This window comes from Spiroplasma endosymbiont of Halictus nicosiae (genome assembly GCF_978018445.1).
Map to the genome: position 1 here is coordinate 955,670 of NZ_OZ389573.1, position 18,930 is coordinate 974,599.

Annotated in this window: 30 protein-coding genes; 17 read left to right on the forward strand and 13 right to left on the reverse strand. The window is 24.6% G+C overall.

The window, feature by feature from the left end:
* Window positions 1-57: 57 nt before the first annotated feature.
* The 3 genes from ACZ91P_RS06465 to ACZ91P_RS06475 all read right to left on the reverse strand — a co-directional run bounded on the left by ACZ91P_RS06465 (window position 58) and on the right by ACZ91P_RS06475 (window position 1,721).
* Entirely contained in the window at window positions 58-192 is a 135-nt protein-coding gene (locus ACZ91P_RS06465) for a hypothetical protein (RefSeq protein WP_465158544.1), read from the reverse strand.
* Between the two features lie 239 nt (window positions 193-431).
* A complete protein-coding gene (locus tag ACZ91P_RS06470; protein ID WP_465158545.1) occupies window positions 432-1,301 on the reverse strand; it encodes a hypothetical protein in 870 nt (289 codons plus the stop codon).
* 45 nt (window positions 1,302-1,346) lie between these two features.
* On the reverse strand, window positions 1,347-1,721 hold the full coding sequence (locus tag ACZ91P_RS06475) for a hypothetical protein (RefSeq protein WP_465158546.1): 375 nt from the start codon (window positions 1,719-1,721) through the stop codon (window positions 1,347-1,349).
* 108 nt (window positions 1,722-1,829) lie between these two features.
* On the opposite strand from ACZ91P_RS06475, the gene ACZ91P_RS06480 reads away from it, so the two are divergent.
* The 15 genes from ACZ91P_RS06480 (at window position 1,830) to ACZ91P_RS06550 (ending at window position 10,041) form a co-directional block, all read left to right on the forward strand.
* Entirely contained in the window at window positions 1,830-2,450 is a 621-nt protein-coding gene (locus tag ACZ91P_RS06480; protein WP_465158547.1) for a UPF0236 family transposase-like protein, read from the forward strand.
* A gap of 13 nt (window positions 2,451-2,463) precedes the next feature.
* Window positions 2,464-2,757: a hypothetical protein gene (locus ACZ91P_RS06485; RefSeq protein WP_465158548.1), complete on the forward strand. Its 294-nt coding sequence runs from the start codon at window positions 2,464-2,466 to the stop codon at window positions 2,755-2,757.
* A 325-nt stretch (window positions 2,758-3,082) separates the two neighbouring features.
* Window positions 3,083-3,526 carry a hypothetical protein gene (locus ACZ91P_RS06490; protein ID WP_465158549.1) on the forward strand — a complete coding sequence of 148 codons (444 nt, stop codon included), beginning with the start codon at window positions 3,083-3,085 and terminating at the stop codon, window positions 3,524-3,526.
* A 15-nt stretch (window positions 3,527-3,541) separates the two neighbouring features.
* Window positions 3,542-4,054: an MATE family efflux transporter gene (locus tag ACZ91P_RS06495; protein ID WP_465158550.1), complete on the forward strand. Its 513-nt coding sequence runs from the start codon at window positions 3,542-3,544 to the stop codon at window positions 4,052-4,054.
* Between the two features lie 384 nt (window positions 4,055-4,438).
* On the forward strand, window positions 4,439-5,464 hold the full coding sequence (locus ACZ91P_RS06500) for a hypothetical protein (protein ID WP_465158551.1): 1,026 nt from the start codon (window positions 4,439-4,441) through the stop codon (window positions 5,462-5,464).
* 1,185 nt (window positions 5,465-6,649) lie between these two features.
* On the forward strand, window positions 6,650-6,934 hold the full coding sequence (locus ACZ91P_RS06505; protein WP_465158552.1) for a hypothetical protein: 285 nt from the start codon (window positions 6,650-6,652) through the stop codon (window positions 6,932-6,934).
* A gap of 9 nt (window positions 6,935-6,943) precedes the next feature.
* Window positions 6,944-7,132 (forward strand): hypothetical protein, encoded by a 189-nt coding sequence (locus ACZ91P_RS06510; protein ID WP_465158553.1) that lies wholly within the window; start codon window positions 6,944-6,946, stop codon window positions 7,130-7,132.
* Entirely contained in the window at window positions 7,125-7,298 is a 174-nt protein-coding gene (locus ACZ91P_RS06515) for a hypothetical protein (protein WP_465158554.1), read from the forward strand. Before ACZ91P_RS06510 ends, ACZ91P_RS06515 begins: the two co-directional genes overlap by 8 nt.
* 1 nt (window position 7,299) lies before the next feature.
* Window positions 7,300-7,437, forward strand: a complete 138-nt coding sequence (locus tag ACZ91P_RS06520; protein WP_465158555.1) for a hypothetical protein — start codon at window positions 7,300-7,302, stop codon at window positions 7,435-7,437.
* Window positions 7,438-7,439: 2 nt separating this feature from the next.
* On the forward strand, window positions 7,440-7,562 hold the full coding sequence (locus ACZ91P_RS06525) for a hypothetical protein (protein WP_465158556.1): 123 nt from the start codon (window positions 7,440-7,442) through the stop codon (window positions 7,560-7,562).
* 284 nt (window positions 7,563-7,846) lie between these two features.
* Window positions 7,847-8,500 (forward strand): PD-(D/E)XK nuclease family protein, encoded by a 654-nt coding sequence (locus tag ACZ91P_RS06530; RefSeq protein WP_465158557.1) that lies wholly within the window; start codon window positions 7,847-7,849, stop codon window positions 8,498-8,500.
* Window positions 8,484-9,164 carry an ERF family protein gene (locus ACZ91P_RS06535; RefSeq protein ID WP_465158558.1) on the forward strand — a complete coding sequence of 227 codons (681 nt, stop codon included), beginning with the start codon at window positions 8,484-8,486 and terminating at the stop codon, window positions 9,162-9,164. The genes ACZ91P_RS06530 and ACZ91P_RS06535 overlap by 17 nt, the downstream gene beginning before the upstream one ends.
* Entirely contained in the window at window positions 9,164-9,670 is a 507-nt protein-coding gene (locus ACZ91P_RS06540) for a hypothetical protein (RefSeq protein ID WP_465158559.1), read from the forward strand. Before ACZ91P_RS06535 ends, ACZ91P_RS06540 begins: the two co-directional genes overlap by 1 nt.
* A 4-nt stretch (window positions 9,671-9,674) precedes the next feature.
* Entirely contained in the window at window positions 9,675-9,863 is a 189-nt protein-coding gene (locus tag ACZ91P_RS06545; protein WP_465156311.1) for a hypothetical protein, read from the forward strand.
* The gene (locus ACZ91P_RS06550) at window positions 9,856-10,041 is read left to right on the forward strand and encodes a hypothetical protein (protein WP_465158560.1); all 186 of its coding nucleotides are present in this window, start codon (window positions 9,856-9,858) and stop codon (window positions 10,039-10,041) included. Before ACZ91P_RS06545 ends, ACZ91P_RS06550 begins: the two co-directional genes overlap by 8 nt.
* Window positions 10,042-10,082: 41 nt before the next feature.
* Here ACZ91P_RS06550 and ACZ91P_RS06555 read toward each other — a convergent pair whose 3' ends face one another.
* From ACZ91P_RS06555 to ACZ91P_RS06590, 8 genes are all read right to left on the reverse strand, one after another.
* The gene (locus ACZ91P_RS06555; RefSeq protein ID WP_465158561.1) at window positions 10,083-10,349 is read right to left on the reverse strand and encodes a hypothetical protein; all 267 of its coding nucleotides are present in this window, start codon (window positions 10,347-10,349) and stop codon (window positions 10,083-10,085) included.
* Between the two features lie 134 nt (window positions 10,350-10,483).
* The gene (locus tag ACZ91P_RS06560; RefSeq protein ID WP_465158562.1) at window positions 10,484-11,095 is read right to left on the reverse strand and encodes a hypothetical protein; all 612 of its coding nucleotides are present in this window, start codon (window positions 11,093-11,095) and stop codon (window positions 10,484-10,486) included.
* A 54-nt stretch (window positions 11,096-11,149) separates the two neighbouring features.
* Complete coding sequence (locus ACZ91P_RS06565; protein ID WP_465158563.1) at window positions 11,150-12,019, reverse strand: hypothetical protein; 870 nt, start codon at window positions 12,017-12,019, stop codon at window positions 11,150-11,152.
* Window positions 12,020-12,177: 158 nt separating this feature from the next.
* Complete coding sequence (locus ACZ91P_RS06570; protein WP_465158564.1) at window positions 12,178-12,600, reverse strand: hypothetical protein; 423 nt, start codon at window positions 12,598-12,600, stop codon at window positions 12,178-12,180.
* A 12-nt stretch (window positions 12,601-12,612) separates the two neighbouring features.
* Window positions 12,613-13,053 (reverse strand): hypothetical protein, encoded by a 441-nt coding sequence (locus ACZ91P_RS06575; protein ID WP_465158565.1) that lies wholly within the window; start codon window positions 13,051-13,053, stop codon window positions 12,613-12,615.
* A gap of 189 nt (window positions 13,054-13,242) precedes the next feature.
* On the reverse strand, window positions 13,243-13,416 hold the full coding sequence (locus ACZ91P_RS06580) for a hypothetical protein (protein WP_465158566.1): 174 nt from the start codon (window positions 13,414-13,416) through the stop codon (window positions 13,243-13,245).
* 6 nt (window positions 13,417-13,422) lie between these two features.
* Window positions 13,423-14,397 carry a hypothetical protein gene (locus tag ACZ91P_RS06585; protein WP_465158567.1) on the reverse strand — a complete coding sequence of 325 codons (975 nt, stop codon included), beginning with the start codon at window positions 14,395-14,397 and terminating at the stop codon, window positions 13,423-13,425.
* Between the two features lie 142 nt (window positions 14,398-14,539).
* Complete coding sequence (locus tag ACZ91P_RS06590) at window positions 14,540-15,073, reverse strand: hypothetical protein (protein WP_465158568.1); 534 nt, start codon at window positions 15,071-15,073, stop codon at window positions 14,540-14,542.
* 442 nt (window positions 15,074-15,515) lie between these two features.
* On the opposite strand from ACZ91P_RS06590, the gene ACZ91P_RS06595 reads away from it, so the two are divergent.
* A complete protein-coding gene (locus ACZ91P_RS06595; RefSeq protein WP_465155657.1) occupies window positions 15,516-15,683 on the forward strand; it encodes a hypothetical protein in 168 nt (55 codons plus the stop codon).
* Between the two features lie 99 nt (window positions 15,684-15,782).
* Complete coding sequence (locus tag ACZ91P_RS06600; protein ID WP_465158569.1) at window positions 15,783-16,307, forward strand: hypothetical protein; 525 nt, start codon at window positions 15,783-15,785, stop codon at window positions 16,305-16,307.
* A gap of 29 nt (window positions 16,308-16,336) precedes the next feature.
* Here the strand turns inward: ACZ91P_RS06600 and ACZ91P_RS06605 are convergent, their stop codons facing one another.
* On the reverse strand, window positions 16,337-18,286 hold the full coding sequence (locus ACZ91P_RS06605) for a hypothetical protein (RefSeq protein ID WP_465158570.1): 1,950 nt from the start codon (window positions 18,284-18,286) through the stop codon (window positions 16,337-16,339).
* Between the two features lie 3 nt (window positions 18,287-18,289).
* Window positions 18,290-18,532, reverse strand: a complete 243-nt coding sequence (locus ACZ91P_RS06610) for a hypothetical protein (RefSeq protein ID WP_465158571.1) — start codon at window positions 18,530-18,532, stop codon at window positions 18,290-18,292.
* Window positions 18,533-18,930 lie beyond the last annotated feature (398 nt).

Genomic DNA, 18,930 nt, shown 5'->3' on the forward strand with positions numbered 1-18,930 from the left:
CTGGCACTCACTCCCAAGTGAAAGTGCCAAGCGAGAATTAGTTATATAAGTATTTATCTATTTATTTACTACGCCATCCGCTTCACTGGGGGTGAGCGGTGGCGGTATGTTAATTAAAAATTCTTCGGTAATGAATGATATTACTTTATAACAATCATTAACATCACATATTTTTTGTTGCTTAATTATCATTACCTCCTTTTAGGAGTTGTTTTATTTCAAAAAAGAACCCTTTAATAAGAGTTGTTTTGTTCTAATTGGTTTACACTATACACCTAAATAAGATACTAATTTTTTTGTAGTAATTGCATAAAATCATGTGCGTTTATATCATAGTGAAAAGTTGTGTTTTCAAATCCATTAAATTTATCAAAACAGTTAATTATTCATTGGCCATAATGTTCAATTGTATCATTTAAATTTAAAGCATCTTAAGGAGTAGTTACTTTTTCTTCAATTATGTATTTATCATAATTACCATTTTCGTTTAATTTGTATCCTGATAGCAAAAACACCGTGTGATCTTCACTACCATTGGCATAATCAACACCAATTGAATATAAATCAAATTCATACTGTTTTGTATTTGTGTTATAAAAATCTTGTAAATTAAATTTGTTAATGTATTTTCTATAACCTCTTAAAACATAAATACTGGGGTCATTATCGTTATATTCAAATCCGTAGTATTCAAGTTCATATAAATCGGGGCGTTCTTCTTTGTTAGCTAAAACTAATTTTTTTGTAATTTGTGGAATTTTATCTCAAACCGCTCCCATAGTTAATCGTAAATTAAAAATTCCTAAGCCATTAAAAGCTTGTTTATTTTCTGAAAAAACTTGATTTTTTTCTTTTAAAATAGCTTTATTTTTTTCATTTAAAGGTAAAAAAGGTGTAACAAATTTTTTATAAAAAATATGATATTTATCAAAAGGATTAAATGTAAACTCATTAGAATATGTTTTATGAAAGTATGTAGTAACTTCAACATATTTTTGTTTTATAACATCTCATTCTTTAAATGTTCATTCTCATTCTTTAATCGGAATAGGATAATCAAGATTATATTGTTCATTACTATTTTCATCAATGTATTTTTCGAAAGAAACTTTTAAACTTTTTGAACGAAACATTGAAACTCTTAAATTATTATATTTTTTATCCAGTTCTTTGTCAGTTAAAATTTCTTTTTCTTTGGCATGGATTATTTCATCTGTTCATGTAGATAAAATCCCGGTTTCCTTACCAACTTTTCCCATAATTTTATTACCATTAGCATAACCCGCAAAAGCAATTCTCACACCACTAGGAAATATAATTTCACCACCCTCTTTTAAATTTTTAGGTTATTCAATTTCATTTTCATTATCAGGTCCTAAATCAATATCATATTTATCATATAAATAATTGCATAGATTTATAGCGTCACCGAAAGTTGTATCATCATGAGTATTTGCATATCTTTTTAAAATATTAGATGAAGCATCAAAAAAATTACATGCTAAAAATAATTTATATGCAATGTGAACTCAGGTTTTGTTTGTACCCCGTCCTGCAGAAACAAACTTAAAAAAACAAGAACACGTAAAATATCTGGCATATACATCCGGTACAAAGTCTTTAAATATTTCTCAATCAAAACCAAAATTATAGTCACTAAAATTCAAATCATATTTTTTATTTAAATGAAAATAACTAGTAGTTTTCTTTTTATTGTACATCTTTTATTCCTCCTTAGATCTAGAGTTATAATTAATAAAGTTAATATTTTAATATTAACTCCTGATTTAAGGGTGTGATTAATTTGTTAGAAAAACAAGATAATTTTATTGACTCTTTTTTTTGCTAATAAATATGAAGAAAGTAAAATTTTATTTATAGAACATATTAAAAACCTTGATGATGAAATATTTTCTAAAAAAGAATATAAGAAAGATGGATGATTCGTAAAAGAAAAACGATCTAGAAAAATAGTTGATGAATGAGGAGAATTAATTTATCTACGAAGAATTTATCGTAGATGAAATAAAGAAACTAATTCATGAGAAAACAAAGCATTTGTAGATGAAAAAATAGGAGTTTTAAAATATCAAACATTAACTTTAAATTTAGAATTAAAAATATTAGAATTATCTGAGGGAAAAAGACAAAAAGATATTTTACATTGTTTTCCAAACATAAACTTAACTAGAATGACAATTTCAAATGTTATTAGAAAATATGATATTGAGTATTTTAGTAGTCATTTATTTAATGAATTTGAAAAGATTAAGTTAGAAGAAAATTCATGTCTTTATATTTTTATGGACGAAGGTTTTGTTTCATTAAAAGAAGATAAACAAATTAAAGATTTTAGATGTCGGATTACAACATTTAATACTGGTTTTAATTTTAAAAAATGTAAATATAACAGAAAAGTATTAGCAAATAACAAAAACAAATATTTATAATGAATGTTATAATTTGTTTATTAATGGTAAGTATGATAAATTATTAAAAATTGCTAATTCTTATCACAAAACTGAATTAGTTAGATATATTAAAAATCATAGTAAAGGCATTAAAAACCAAAAATTAGAATATAACATTGGTGTTTCAGCTGAGAGTGATATATCTTGATTTCTTAAATCAACTTTGGGGTATGGGGCAAAAGCCTACGAATATAAAACATATAAAAATTTACTATACTTAAAATTAGCAAAAATAAATAAAATTGATGTAATAGCAAATATTAAGAATTTTTATACTTTTAAATAATTAAAATAAGGTAAATTTAAAAATTTATTACTTTTTGGTCGTCTTATTAAAATAATGTGTTAATATAAATTTAACAAATAAAGAGAGGTTGTTTCATTTAGGAACAATAATTAATCCTTAAAAGAAAAAACCCGTATTTAATTTACTCACCCGGCCTCCTTTGAATCTGGCAATTTAATTAAAAATATGATAAAATAATAAATATATAGTATTGTAAAGGGGGAACGAAGATAATGAACAAAACCGTTTTTCAAAAAACGAGATTAAGTTACGTTATGACAATTTATGAAAAACAATTTTTATTTTTTCTTTACCAACTGTCTTTATGATGGCAATTACAGCATTATATCCAATCTTCGATAAATTTATTGCTTTAACATTTGTAACACCAAATGTTTTTCATCATCAGCCATATTTGGATTGATATAAAGAACATTTTACAATTAATAATGGTAAATTATGAACATATGAATCAGCAAAAATTTTTGTTAATTTGTCAACCCATTTTTCAATGCAAATTTATAACTTATTATTTGCTTTTGCAATTTTATTTGCGATTGGAACATCAATTACATTTGCAATTAAATCTGGGCAAAGTAATAAACAACAAACACAATCTTTAGTAGGAAATGCTTTAACAATTACCGTTTTATTTTCATTTGTTGCAGCTTTTTTTGTTTTTTGTTTAGTTTTTCCACAATGAGATAATATTATGATTTTAATTCAATTAAGTAAAAAAGGAACCTGAATCGTACAAGATTTAACTTAGCATTATGTTTTTCCAATGTTACTTGCTAGTCCTTTAATGTTTGTTAGTTATTTATTACTAACATTATTACGAACAGATGGAAAAAGTCATGTTGCAATTTACATTACAATTGGAGCAATTGCAATTAATGTCTTATTTTCAATTGTTTTTGTAAAATATGGTCGAATGTTGTTAGAAGGTACAATGTTAGGAACAATTATTTCATGAATTTTTATTATTGTTTCATTAAAAGGGATGAAAACAATTATTGGGTATAATTATGGAGCAAAAAAATATTTACGAATGTATCAAACTTGTTGATATGGATTAGTAATTATTAGTGGTTGATTACTTTTTACTTTATTATTATTTATTGCTCTTGGGCCACAATTGTTAATGGCTTTTGCTTTTCCTGCTGATTTAGTTGATGAATATCGGTGAATAGCAGTTTTAATGTTAATGAGTTATCCTTGTGCTGCTATTTCATTTTTAGGTGTTTCGTTATTTCAAGGGATGAATAACGCACGAAAAGCAGCATTATGCTCTTAATTTCGTGCTTTTATTGTGTTACCAATTTTAATGTTATGTGGATATTTCTTAGCACATGGATTATCGGATGGCACAGACCAAAGTAATATTTATTATTTTATATTATTTAGGGTTAAATGATTTAATTTCAGCTATCATTGTAGGTATTATTTTATATTTATTTTGATACAAACATCGTTATCATATTTTTAATGAAGTTGATGAAAAAGATCAAGAATATTTGCAAAGTAAAAAACAACAAACAAGGTATTAAACTTAAATAAAATGGTAAACAATTATATACCTTTCTAATAATTATGACAATAGTTTATTTTAATTTTACTTAAATATGTGATATAATTTATCTATAAGAAAAGTGGGCATATTGATATGGAGGGGTATAGCATGAATAATAATGATCCAAAATTTAGTGGTGGAAATGAAAATCATTTTAATTCGTTTGAAAATAGCAATAGTTTTGACAATGATAATTTATTAAACAAAAATGCATCAGTAACATCACTAACAAAACCAATTAGAGTTCCTGGTAATCCAAACGATTTTAAAACAAAAACTAATCCACCTTTTAATTCTTCTTACATTTCAAAAGCTTTGGGAATTAATGGAACAGAAGTTAAACCGCAACATAATAAACCAATTTATCAACCAATTATTTATCAACCATTTGTTATGCCTATTATGCCTAATCCAATGAATGCGATGGGAATGGGGGCATATAATCCGATGATGGGTTATCCGCAAATGTTCCCTTATCCAATGATGCCACAATTTCCAATGATGATGGGTTATCCGCAAATGTCACAATATCCCGGAATGTTAACTTATCCTCCAATGGCAGGACCAGAAGTAGAGCAACAATTTGCTGGTCAAGATTCTAATTTTAATAAAAGACAGTATTCGCAAGATTCAGGTCGTCATTACGCAATTATGAATCCAGATTTGACGAAACAACAACAGGGAATCAATAACGATTTTGATGATAATTTTGATGATACGTTTAATGAGGGAACTCCTTTTGGGGCAAACCATGATTTTAATCAAACAAATGACTTTGGTAGTGCTAATTTTTCTGGTCAAAATGATTTTGGCCAAGGAAATTCAAATTTTGAACCAACACCAGATTTTAATGCAGCACCAAGCTTTAGTTCATCACCTGATTTTGCTCCATCAGATGGTTTTAATAATAGCAATGTCTTGGGTAAAATTGATGCAACAAAAATGCCATTTCAATATGATGAAGAAACAAGCAAGCGAAAATTACCAGTTTGAGCAATAGTTTTAATTGTTGTGCTAGTACTTTTAGTTTTAGCAGTTATAACAATTGTAATGTTGTATTTTAATATAGAAGCAGTTCATGACTTAATTAATGGTTGATTTGGCCTTGATGTACTATTTGAGCCGTGGTTTTAAAAATGTTATTTAATAACATTTTTTTATTTTAATAAAATAAAAAAAACTAGATAAGGATTAAAATCTAGATTTTTAACTATTATTTAAAATTTGAAAAGTTTTGGTCGCATGGAAAAAAGAAGGGTTTTAACAAATACATAGAAATTGAATAAAAATAATAAACCATTTACTAAAATGGTTTTTTTATTTGTAAAACCAAAATTATTAATTGATTCAGAGAAAGGACAGCATCTTAAATTCTTAAAATAGAAACTTTTTATTACAACTTTTTGATACCCTCTTTAAGTTGTTTACACATTTATTAAATATCTTAGAAATCTTTATAAAGTGTACCTGTTTTTTCTCCAATTTTAAGGTGTTGTCCTTTCTCTGTTTCAGTTAATTAATTTGCTAATAAAAAAACTTAATAAAGGAAGGAGTAGGTAATGAAAATTAATAAGCAACAAACAATATGTGATGTTGATAATTGCTATAAAGCAATATCATTCATTACCGAAGAATTTTTATAAAATAAAGTTTTATGAACTTGTGAAAAACATAAAGATTTATTGAATAAAGTAAAAGATAAAACACAAAAGCGGTTTTATAAATGCTTAGAAAATTCAAAAATTATCTTTGATTATGAAACTGGTTTATTAAAACTTAAATTTTATAAAACAACTTAATGCAGAGCGGAAGGGTTATTTTAAATAACTAAGTGTTTTTATTCCACAGCCTGCCGAGGCAAGTACTGAAATAGTGTATGAGGAAAAATGTAAATCGGCGATGGTTCATTAGAACTAAGCGATAGTCGTGATAAGTCCAAGGTTAATATCAAACGACAATAAAAATAGAGATAGTGACTTTACAATTAAATTTGCGAAAAGTGTGGTTGGTTGGAGTTTTATAGCATTTGGTCCTTTAAAATGCGAGTGAATTTTTAATTTAAAAACTGAACGTCAAATCCCAGAGCAAAAGCACAAATGGGCACGAATAAAGGAAAACATATATATGTCTGGAGTCAATATTAAAAAAACAACTGTGGATTATTAAACATTCAAACAATTAACATATCGTCACCGCTCACCCCCAGTGAGGCGGATGGCGTAGTAAGTAAATAGATAAATACTTATATAACTAATTCTCGCTTGGCACTTTCACTTGGGAGTGAGTGCCAAGCGAGTTAAAACTAGGAGGAAAAAATAAATGACAGAATATAAAAGTAAATATATTAATAAAACTTGAAATGAAATAACAACATCATTTTATTGAGTTAATTGTCAACCTATTAATTGTCGTATTTCACATCATAAAAAACATTATGATTTGCAATGTTTAGAATGAGCCAAAATGTACTTAAATTTATTTAAAGATAAATGAGATGTTATTGCTTCTTATATGCAATATTACAAAATTAACAATATTTTAGATTTAGCTTCTGATGGTTGAAAAATATTGCAATTTGAGAAAAAAATCAAAGGAATAATTTAGGAGGTATATATGAAAAAGTTAAATAAAATTTGTATTAAAAAAAGATATTGAGGTTATTGTTTTCATAAAGAATGCAATCAAGAAAATAAATTAAGTGAATTAATGCTTAAAAGTTATTCAGTATCATTTGAAGATATTACAGATGAACATTGAGCATTAAATACTAAAAAGAATTATGAGGAATTAAATTATGAATAAAAGATACTTATTGGTAATGAAAAGTAAATATAGTGATTTTAAAACGAGCTATTTTTATACATTAGAAGAAGCAAAAACTACTGCTAATGTTAAAAATCAACAAGAATGATTAACAACTATTATTGATTTAGAAAATGAAAATATTAAATGACAAGGATGTCAATAATATGTGAAAAGATGAAAATGGCAAAGTTTATACCGAAGAAGATTTATTTAATGAAGCATTAGAAGAATGTGATTCAGAAGAAAGTGCTTATTACTATATTGATAGTTTAATTGAAGAAAAGAATTTGGAGGAAATTTAATAATGAATAAATTTATTGGAATTGGTATAACAAAAAAAGATATTGAAATTAAGAAAACAAGTAATGGAAAAGAATATACTATTTTTAATTTAGCAATTACTCGCCCATATTCAAAACAAAAATAAACTGATTTTATTTCTTGTCAAGTTTGAAATAAACAAGCAATTACTTTACAAAAATATTGTCAAAAAGGTAGTCAAATAGCAATTACTGGTGTTTTAAAATCTTTTAAAAATAAAGATAATAAAACTGAATGAATAGTTCAAGTATCTAATTATGAATTTTTACATACAAATAATGATTTAAAAAAATCTGAAAAACCACAAGAAAAAATAGAATTTAATTCATCTGATACAAAAGAATTATTTAATAATGATAATCAAAATATTGGTAATGATGAAACAATTTTATGAGATTAGATTTAAAACCATTATATATTTATAATGATGAATTACATAAGTATAGTATTTTAATACCAAGTGTAAGTCAAATTGTTAATATTTTAGTACCAAAAGATTTTTCGCAAATTGATGAGAATATTTTAAAATTAGCACAAACTCGTGGAATATGTATACACAATATGATTGATTGTTGAATAAAAAATAATTTTGATGATGAATTAATTGAATTTATTGATTGTGATATAAAATCACATCATGAATTATTTAAAAATTTTACAAAATTATATCAAGAAACTTTTAAAGATATTAAATTTAAATATTATAAAACTGAAAAAATACTTTATAGTCCTTTAATGTGTGGTAGAATTGATTTTATTGGAATAACAACTAATAATGAATATGTAATATGTGATTGAAAAATTACTAGTTCTAATGAGAAAACGGATATTGAACGCTATATTTGGCAATTAAAACTTTATTATTTATTAGAAAAAGAATTTTGTATAGATAATAAAAAAATATTAATGATAATTATAAATCCAAAATTAAAAATAGTAATTAAAGAAAAAGTTAATATTACTAAACAAAATTTAGAACAAATTAAAGAAGCAATTTTAATCTGACAAGAAAGAGAGGAATGAGAAAATGCCACAAGAAACTAAAACAAAAACATTAATTGAAAGTATTGGAGAAATTCAATCTGATATAAATCTTTTTGTTGGTAAAAATGCTAGAAATGAACATAATAATTATAATTATTTTACAGAAAGTGACCTCTATCAAACTTTAAAACCACAATTACGTAAACAAGGTATAACTTATACTATTCAAGCAGTTGGAAAACCAACTTTTACAGAAACACAAAGTAGTAAAGGTGGAAAATTAACAAATTATTATTCAAAAGGATTATTAACACTTTATAAAGGTAGTGAAAAATTAGAATTAGGAATTATTTTATCAGCACAAAATTCAGATATTGCAAAAGCAATTGGTAGTGCTTTAACTTATGGGGCTCGTTATTGATTATGTAAAACTTTTGGAATAGCAACCGATGAATTAGACCCTGATTCTACTGAAATAAGTAAAGAAAATAGTAATCAAGTTATTAAAGAAATTATTAAGAATTCAAATCCAAATTGAATGAGTGAACAGCATTTTAATAATATTAAAAATTTTATTACAAATACAAAAATAGAACAAGATATTATTTCAAAAGGTAAAAATTGATTAAAAGAAGAATTAAATGTTGAAAAATTATCACCAGTTCTGATTAGAAAACAAAGTGAAGATTTTTATTATCAATTTAAAGAAAGATTTTTAAGATAATGATAAAAATTGGTATTGACCCATCAGGTACTGGTACTACTGCTATTGTTATATATCAAGATAATATTTTATTAGACAAAAAAGAAGTTATAAATAAAGATTGAAAAAAACATTATGAATTTATTTATGATTTAATAGATAAATATTATTATGCTGATGATGAAAATAACTATTTAATTCTTGAAAGTTACACAGCAATTGTGAATATTGAAAATTGCTTATATACAAATGCTAATGGTTCAAAAGACCGCCATGATTTATTAAGGTTATTAGGAGTAGCAGAATGATATTTTACTGAATGAGAAATATATATTAATTGAATATCACCACGCCATACTAAATCAGTTGTTAAAAATATAGAAAATTTAAGTAAATATAATTGTATTCAAGAATTTAGTAAAGATAATAATTTAACTTATCAATATGGTAAAGGTTGAAAATATAATAATGAAAAAATATCTCATCATATAAGAGATGCCATTATTATTGCTAATTATAAGTGTTAATATTATGAAACATTCATTTAATCAAAAAACAGGAAAATATTATTCTTGCAAAATTCGTAATGTTAATATTTACTTAAATGAAAATGAAGAAAAAGTTTGAAATGAATTCAATGACTTTACTTATTCACAACGAATAGAATATCTTATTAATTTTTATATAAAACACAATAAAGGCGTTGATAAACATGAATAAATATATTTTATGTTATCGTTCAGAACAAGGTAATCGCCCTTGTAAAAATCCCCTTGGTGAATATATAACTGGTACTGATATTGAAGATGTAAATATCAATTCAACCTGAGACTGAGAATATTTAATCAATAAATATAGTGAAAATAATTTAATTATCTTAAAAACAAATAAAAAATAACCTTAATTGGTTATTTTTTTTAAATACTATTTGTTAGTTGTCTAATAGCATCTTTTTGTTCTTGTTTTTTGTTTGTTTACTTTAACTTGCTTTTTAACATTTTTAATTTGACCTGTTTTTAATGCTAATTCTGTTGCATATTCAGGTCCTCGTAAATGTTTTTGGTGGGCAATAACAGCAGTTCTTAATTCTCTAATTTCTGCTTTATATTTTTTAATTTTTTTAGCAGATAATCCAAGAATACCAAGACTACCCATTCCACCTGCACCTGCTAACACAAGTAAAGCAATCATTAATGTTTCATTCATTTTATTTAATTCCTTTCTTATCCTTACTCAAACAGTGGCCATCTATCCTTTCAAAACAAAATAATTTATAAATTAAACTATATAACCACCCAAAAATATCAACCGCCCCTATATATAGTATATTTTAATAAAATTTAATTATTATTGTTTATATTTAATTCTTGTTTATTTTCTTCTTGTTTTTGTTTTTTAATATTTTCATTTTGTATATTTTTTAATTTTTCTTCTGTTATGCCATTTAAATTATTTCATTGTTTTGCTATTTGTGGTTGAATGACACGCGGATTAATACGGCAGTCCAAACAATGTCGTAAATGGTCTTTTTTTCATTTTGATTTATCAATTCAAATAATAATTAAAGAAATTATTAAAGTAATTAAAGGTAATATTGTAAATACTAATCCCGTTTTAGAAACTTTTAATCGTGGAATATCAATTTTCATATCTACTTTTGGTTTACTACTAGCAACAAATATACCCTGAATTCCGTGTGTAAATAAAGGTGTTAATAATATGGCAATTCCATTACCTCAATATTGACCATAATTATATCAATTAATATTATCTTTTATTGCATTAATCATGCCATATTCTAATCAACAATTTAATGCTAAAAATATCAATGTATAAAAACTAACTACTCAACTACAAATTTTATATTTCCTTTCTCATTCTCTAATATCTTTATGAGTTCAATTATAAGTCGGAATAGGGTCTTTTTTTAAATCAATTTCAAGGTAAGGCACCCTTTAATCAAGTTGTTTTATCTTGTTTCATAATTATTTACCTCATTTAATTTTTTATTCATTTTTATTTAATTCTAATCATTTTTTATTAAATAATTCTTTAATATCATTTCTATTATTTGAAATAATTCTTCATACTGGGTGTTTTTCAAGTAAGTTTAATTCATTAATAGTTGTTGCACTATTTATTTTTCTTATCACTATATCATAAGAATCCGATGTTTCTTTTGAAAAATCAGTATCCATATCACGCTTATAAATAGAATGCGGTTCATCTGCCCTTAATTCGCTATTATTTATTAATTTTCTTTTAATTGTTAAATCTTTAATAACAATATTATTTGTTTCATTTGAAATTGAGCCATCTTGCTTAATCATTATTCTTTGATATGAATTATCTGCTAAAAATGTAAAAATTGATTTTTGTGATATTGTTTCAAAATAATATGTTACAAATTTATTAGCAGATGCATAATCTGTTATTAAAATTGATATTTTATAGTAATATTTTGTTAAATCATAATTTGGAATTTTAAATGTTAATTTTTCGTTTGCTTCTGGATAATTAATTAATTCTCAACTATCATCATTAATAGGTATATCACCATTACCTAATAATGAATTACCATTAATAGTTTTAATATTTGTTCCACTTATTAATTTATCTTGTTTAAGATTAATATCTTGTGATGTTTTTACAATATATTTACCATCAACTTTTTCAATATAATTTTTATTTAAATCACTATCTTTAATAATATCTGTTGGAATATCGCCACCTTGTTTTACTTTTCAGACATTATTTTCATAATAAATACTATCATTATCAAATGGAACAATAAGTTTAATATATTCGTTATAATCAATTTTAGAAAAATCATTAACAGTTGGATAAAAAATATTTATTGAATTATCTGTTTGCAATCGTTCTTTTAATCAAAATAATAATGTTCGATAAAAAGTTTTTTTACTAATATGTTTATATTCTTCTTCTCATGGATGAGAATAATTATCTAAACTATAATTATAAGGTCTAGATACTGTTTTACTAGATATAATATCAATAATTTCACCTGCTAATTTTAAAGCATTTTTAACATCACGAGTAATATTTTCATTTGCTCAGGGTCATTAGTTTGTGAATATGCAACTCCACCAGCTTGTGAAAATGATGCACTACCAGTTAAATCATTTACTCCTTTTGGTAAATATCAATTAATAACTGCTAATAAACAAGCAGATTGAATATAACTTAATCATTTATCATATTCAATTAAACCAGTATTATCTTTTTTTACTCATGGAAATAAATCTTTTTTATTAATTTTATCGGAAATTGTCCCACCTGATAATCTATCCATTCATAAACTAGTTTTTAAAATAGCATTATAAATTAAATTATCATTATAAGCAGATTGTTTTCTATCATTAATAGGTTGTCAAAGTTTACTTTCTTTAACATCTTCAACTGTTATAAATAACAAATTACTTAAATTATTTTCCATATAAAACACCTCTTAATTGATTACGATATTTATTTTTATATTTTTAACATCACTTCGACGTTCACGATACCATTTTTTATTATTAATTTCACCAGCAAAATTAAAATTAAAATGTCCAATCTTTAAATTATTAATAAAGTTTTTAATTTGTTGTAATTTTTGAACTGTTGGTAATGTTAATTTAGTAGTTCCTTTTGGGTATTTTTCTTTTAATGCTTGCGGTAATCGTTTTTTAATATAATTTCTTAAATGACTAGGTAATCATTTTCTTAATCAATAACGCCAAAATAAAGTTCCTGCATTAGATACAGCATTACTTAATAATTTTCAAATTTCAACTGGAACACTAGGATAAACATATGGATCATAAAATTTCGGATGTTTTGCTGTTTTTGTATATATTAAAATAGTTAAATTACCTGTTAAAGTTAACTTATTTGTAATATTAAACATACCACTATCAAGTCAACTACTATTTAAAGGTTGTCAATTAGTATTTAAATAATTTTCATTTTTAAATTGTTCTCTATTTTTAATATTATTATCTTTTTCTAATTGACTTAATATTTGTTGTATTTCTTTTTTATGACCTTTTTTAATTAAATCTAAATAAGTAAATGGATTTAATCACTGATAAATATCTTAAACTTTATTTGTAATTTTATTATATTTATCACTAATATAATTAATTGGCTTTAATATTTTATTTTTAACTTGATTAACTCTATTAATTAAATTTACAAATTTACTTATTAAAGGTTTATTTTCTAAATTAGATACTAATAAAGTTAAAACGCGTAATATTAGTAAATTCATTTTATATTAACCTTGATTATTTGGTTTTGATTCTGGTTTTGATTCTGAAATTAGATAATCAACTGGAACTCTAAAAGTTTTATTTAGATTACTTTTAGCGGCAGTAATTTCATCTTGGCTTGGTTGTTTTTCCAAAATAATTTTCCATGTTTTTGGATATAAAATAGTTGGTGTTGCATATTGAACTTTACCAATTAATTTAGGGTTAGCAGTATCATTATCTAAAACTTGTTGAATAGTATCCATATTAATTGGATAAGCTCATACTTGTTTATTAATAATTAAACCATTTACATTAGTAAAATTATAATCTTTATCACGGTTAACTTGTCCTTTTGTATATGTTTTTTCTAAATGAAAGCTTTTTGATACTGGAATACCCATTGCAGTATTTTCATATAATTCACCATTAACCATTGCTTTTAATTGAGCTTGTGAACCAATTACTTTTAAATAAGCAGGTGTTAATCCTAAATATGCTCTTCGTCCTAAAACCATAAACATTTTATCTGTTGGTAAACCAAAATATAAATTACTAATTTGATTTGTTAATTCAATCAAAGTTTCATTTAATGTAAAGAATGCTTTATTTGCATCATCAGCATTTTCAGCTGTATAACTACGAAATGAAATTACTTCATATTGACCATCTGCTAAACAATAATCATAAATAGCCTGAATTAATTCACATTCTAAATTAACAAATTTATTCTGTACAACACTAGAAATAGCATCAGCAATAACGCCATTTTTAATATTTTGTTCTATTAATGCTAAGTCAAAAGCTTCATTCATTAATTTTAAATTAAATCTTTTATCAATAGGAACTGGAATTCTTGTTAATCCCATTGTTTGAGTTGTCCCACCATTTGGTAATGAATAATCATCTTGTCATACCACACGATGAGTTAAATTATATAGTGCTTGTCCTGCATTTGGTAATCAAGCAACTTGTTCTGCGGTTGCTGTTGCATACTGCATAATACTTGCATATTCATTATATAAAGTCCACGCAATAAAGCATTAACCATATCAACATAGACTTTTTGTCCTGTTGTATTACCCTGTAATATAAAAGATACTTGTGGCAAATTAATTATTGCCATAATATTTCACTCCCTTATTATCTAAGGTTTTTAAGTGTATAATCAGTTATTTTTTTAATTTCATCAGGAGTATATGCTCCTTTTTCTTTAATAGTTTCAATTTCATCAGTCATATTTTCACTAGATTTTTCAATCATTTCTTTAATAAAATTAGTTGGTGAAACTGATGGTTGCTCTTCAACAAACAAATCAGATTTTAATTCTTTTAAAGTTTGCATTTTTTCAGATAAAGAACTACCACTAACTTTTTCTAAATTAGTTTTAATATCTTCAATTTTAGTAGATGGAACATCTTTAAATGCTTTTAATTCATCTAATTCATTAGCAACTTTTAAATAATCTTCTTTTGAAATAGTATCTTTTCGTTTTTGTATACCTTCAATAATTTGTTTTGTTTCATTATGAAATTCATTTAAAATATTATCTGCAATTTCTTCACTTAAACCTTGTTCGATTAATTGTTCTTTTGTAAGTGCCATTTTATAAACCTCTCTTTTTTTATTCTTGTTCGAATAACAAGTCAGCATAAGTCTTTTTAAGGCGGAAAGCATAAACCGTAAATTACTTTTTTGTTAAAAGGATAAACCATTATAAGTATTTTACACTAATAGTTCACAAATGCAACACTTTATATTTTATATATTTATATATAAATAATATTATTATTTATTATATATTATATATATTATTTATTTTTCTAAACTTAATATCTTTGATTGCTAATTTAGCCCTTAAAACGCGTAATAAGGGTTATTTAACAAGATAAATTTATTAAAATAAACGCTAATTTTGCTTGTATATATATATATATATATATATAATACTGGTAAATCTTGATAAAAGGTTTCAAGATAAAGAAAAGGAGAAAAACAAGTATGAAAAAATTACTTAGGAAGTGTTTTTCTTAAAACAAATAACTTAAAATATCATTTAAATTTACACGGATGAGACTTTAAAAAAGTTTGTGAAACAAACGAAAAAGCTAATATACTTTTGAAAGATTCTTCTATCGGAAGTGTTGGTGGGCTTTTGACGGGTGCAGTAGTTGGTAGTTTTGTTCCAGTTATTGGTACTTTAGTTGGTGGATTTATTGGTGTTGTATTAGGCACTGGAGTTGGCACATCTTATTCTGTTGTAGATTTAATTAATGAATGTTATTAAAATATAATCAATTATATTTTAGTTTAAATACTATAAATTAGTTATATTAAATATATGTAGTTTATATATATTATTAATGTAAAAATATTTTAAGAAGGGGTGGGTACTAAAATTAAAAAAATATTAGGTATTTTAGTAACAGTCACTTTAACAGCAACAAGTACAACAAGTTTAGTTGCTTGTAATACACCAAATGAATATACACCCGAAGAATTAGCAAAATTAAAAAAACAAAATCAAATAAATACAAATGATGAAACTATTAAAAACAACTTAGAATGAATAGCACCACAAGAAAAACCATTTAATGAGGTTGATAATAAATGATATTATGTAGTATGGCGTGGTGATAAAAATGAGAATTGAAGATTAATTAAATTTAAAAATAATACACTCGATTTTATAGAAATTGATAATTTTGAAAAAGCAGATTTATGAAAAAGTAGCCCTTATAAATTTGGGTCAGGACAAACATTAAATATTGCATGAACTTTTAAAGAAATTTATTGGGAAAATGACAATGGTACTTATTTTAAATATGTTTATCATTGAAATGATGAAGAACAAAAATTACCCGACTTAATAATTGATAATGATGGTAATGTAAAAGTTAACGGAGAATAGAAAAAGAGATTTTACATCTCTTTTTATTTTTATCTTTGTTTAATTGTAATTTTAACTGGACTATCGCCTTTATTTCTAATTCCCAAAACATTTGGATTAGAAACATCTAATATAATATCTTTATCATTGCCAAAATAATCTCAAGCAATAACTAATTTAGGAGATATTACTTTTAAAAATCTAATTTTTAATTTTACATCATTAGTATAATATGCTTGTAAATATGTTTCTTTGATTTTATCTTTATCATTATTAGATAATTTTGTTATTTGTAATAAAAATTTAATATTTCCATTATTTTTTTCAGTTGTATAACTATTTTGATAATTATCACTTGGTAAACCATTAGTATGTGCAGTAGAAAATATTTGAATATCATTTAATTTTATATTATCAGTGTATAAAGTTATTGTATTATCAAAATTAACTTTATCAGTTTGTGAGCGACCACTTTCTTTTAAAGTCAAATTTGCTAAGGAACCAAAATTCTGATTACATGAATATTCTCCCGCAGATAAATTAACATTTCTATTAGGAATAAAATTTTCTATTTCAGGTGGTCCACACTCAGCTTGTAAATTACCTAAATTACTTATTTCAATAGTTTTATATGCATCTTGAAATTTACTGATACTTTGAATTGTTGGGTCAATTTGTTTTAAATCAATTTCAACCTCATAATAAGCATCCTTAAATTCATCAGAAAATATATTATTATAATAACCATAATTATTTTTTCATTTACATTGTGCTGATGCAGTAATTTTAGTTATTAATGGTAGTACTACATCAGAAGGCATAATATCTTTTGTATAAGGTTTGTAATTATATGGTACTGGTGGTAATACATATTGTGGATAATTAAATGTTGGTATTTCATAATCGTGTGGGAGTAAGAAACTAGTTTTATAATTAGTTGTCATATCTCGTAAATAATTATTTAATACGCTTTTTGTTTTACCACGAAAACTTCATACTGATAATTTTAAATAATCTTCTTCATTGTTAGTATATGGGTTATCAGCATAAAAGATAATTTCAAAATTACCTTTATATAGTGCTTGAATTGAAAACATATCAATTATATAACTACAATTTGTTCCATCTGGTGTTTGTAAGAATTCGCAATCATTATCTTTTTCACTATCACTAACTGGTGTTTGTGCATCAACTGCTCTTACTAATTCATTAATTAAATATATACGATTAGTTTTAGGGTTTAATTGTTTTAAATTATAAGTTGAATAAGTTATTCGTTCTGTTGGTTTACCATCTTTTTCAAAAACATTGCCTTGTATTTTATCAGTTAATAAAGTAGTAAAACTAAAACTAGTAGCATTAGCACCAATCATAGCACCAATTTTATCATTTCCTTGTTCTCTAAAAATTTCAAATGGTAAATAACCTTTACCAGCAGCCTTATCACCTCAAAAGGCATCATTATAAAAACTATAAACATTAGCACTCATAAAACCATTAAGTCATGGAAAATTAGGTCATTTGTCATCTTGTGTAATTGTTAAATTACCAATTCAGTCCCAAGAAATACCAAACGAAACAAAGTTTAAAAACTTTCCAATAGCAGGTATCGTAAAAGGATTAAATACTAATTTTTGCGTATAGTTTAAAGGTAATACTGTAATTTGGCGATTAATAAAATTATTCATATTTAAAATATCTCAAACATTACATTTACCCATTTTATTATATTCAATTTGAACATTACTAACTGTATTACCGAATTCATCTTTTCTTCTAAAATATGATGAGGCTTGGGTACTAATAATATTATTAATAGTTCCACTATTTACTTTTGCTTTATCTGGTGGAGTAATCATTCAATTTTTAGACCAATAAGGCTTAGAATTTTTGTCTTCTTCCTTAATAGTTGTTCCAACAGTCGGATTGGTTGCTGTTGAACTTGCTTTATCTGTTATTATCATACCCTCATTATTTTTTTCAATTCAAAAATCAGACATTGATTAAATATGTTCTTTTCAATCTTTATATCCAGTAATAATAGTTGGTTGAATACCTTGAATGTTATATCAACTTACTTCGGGTGAAGCATAAGTATTTATTTTATCAGGTGGTGCAGGAAACATGTTATACATTAATAAATCACGAGAATTCATTACTTTTTTATTAAATTCACCTTTAATAATTGGTCTCCCAATAACAGGCATATCAAAAAAGATAGGATTACCATAAAATTTAACTGCCACTGCTCTAACCTCTGGGTCTTTTAATAAAATCTCATCTAATTCAACAATACCTTTATTTAGTTTTTCATCATAAGTTATTTTTGGAAAACAATAATCTTCACCTGGGGCACTTGTTTGAATAAATTGTCTTACTGATAAACCACTATTACTAATTTTGTCATTAATACTTGAAAAGGTAATTTCTTGTCATAAGAAATCACCATCTTCTACGGAATAATAATTAATAACATTTGATGGATATAATAATTGTCTATCTTGGGGTGCAGAATTAATATCACCACCACCAATATTTAAACCACGGTCATTAAATACAGTATAAAAATTATAATAATCATTAATATTTAATTTAGTAATATCTTCATCTAAAATTAATAAAGTATATTGTCGTTCTGTTGATT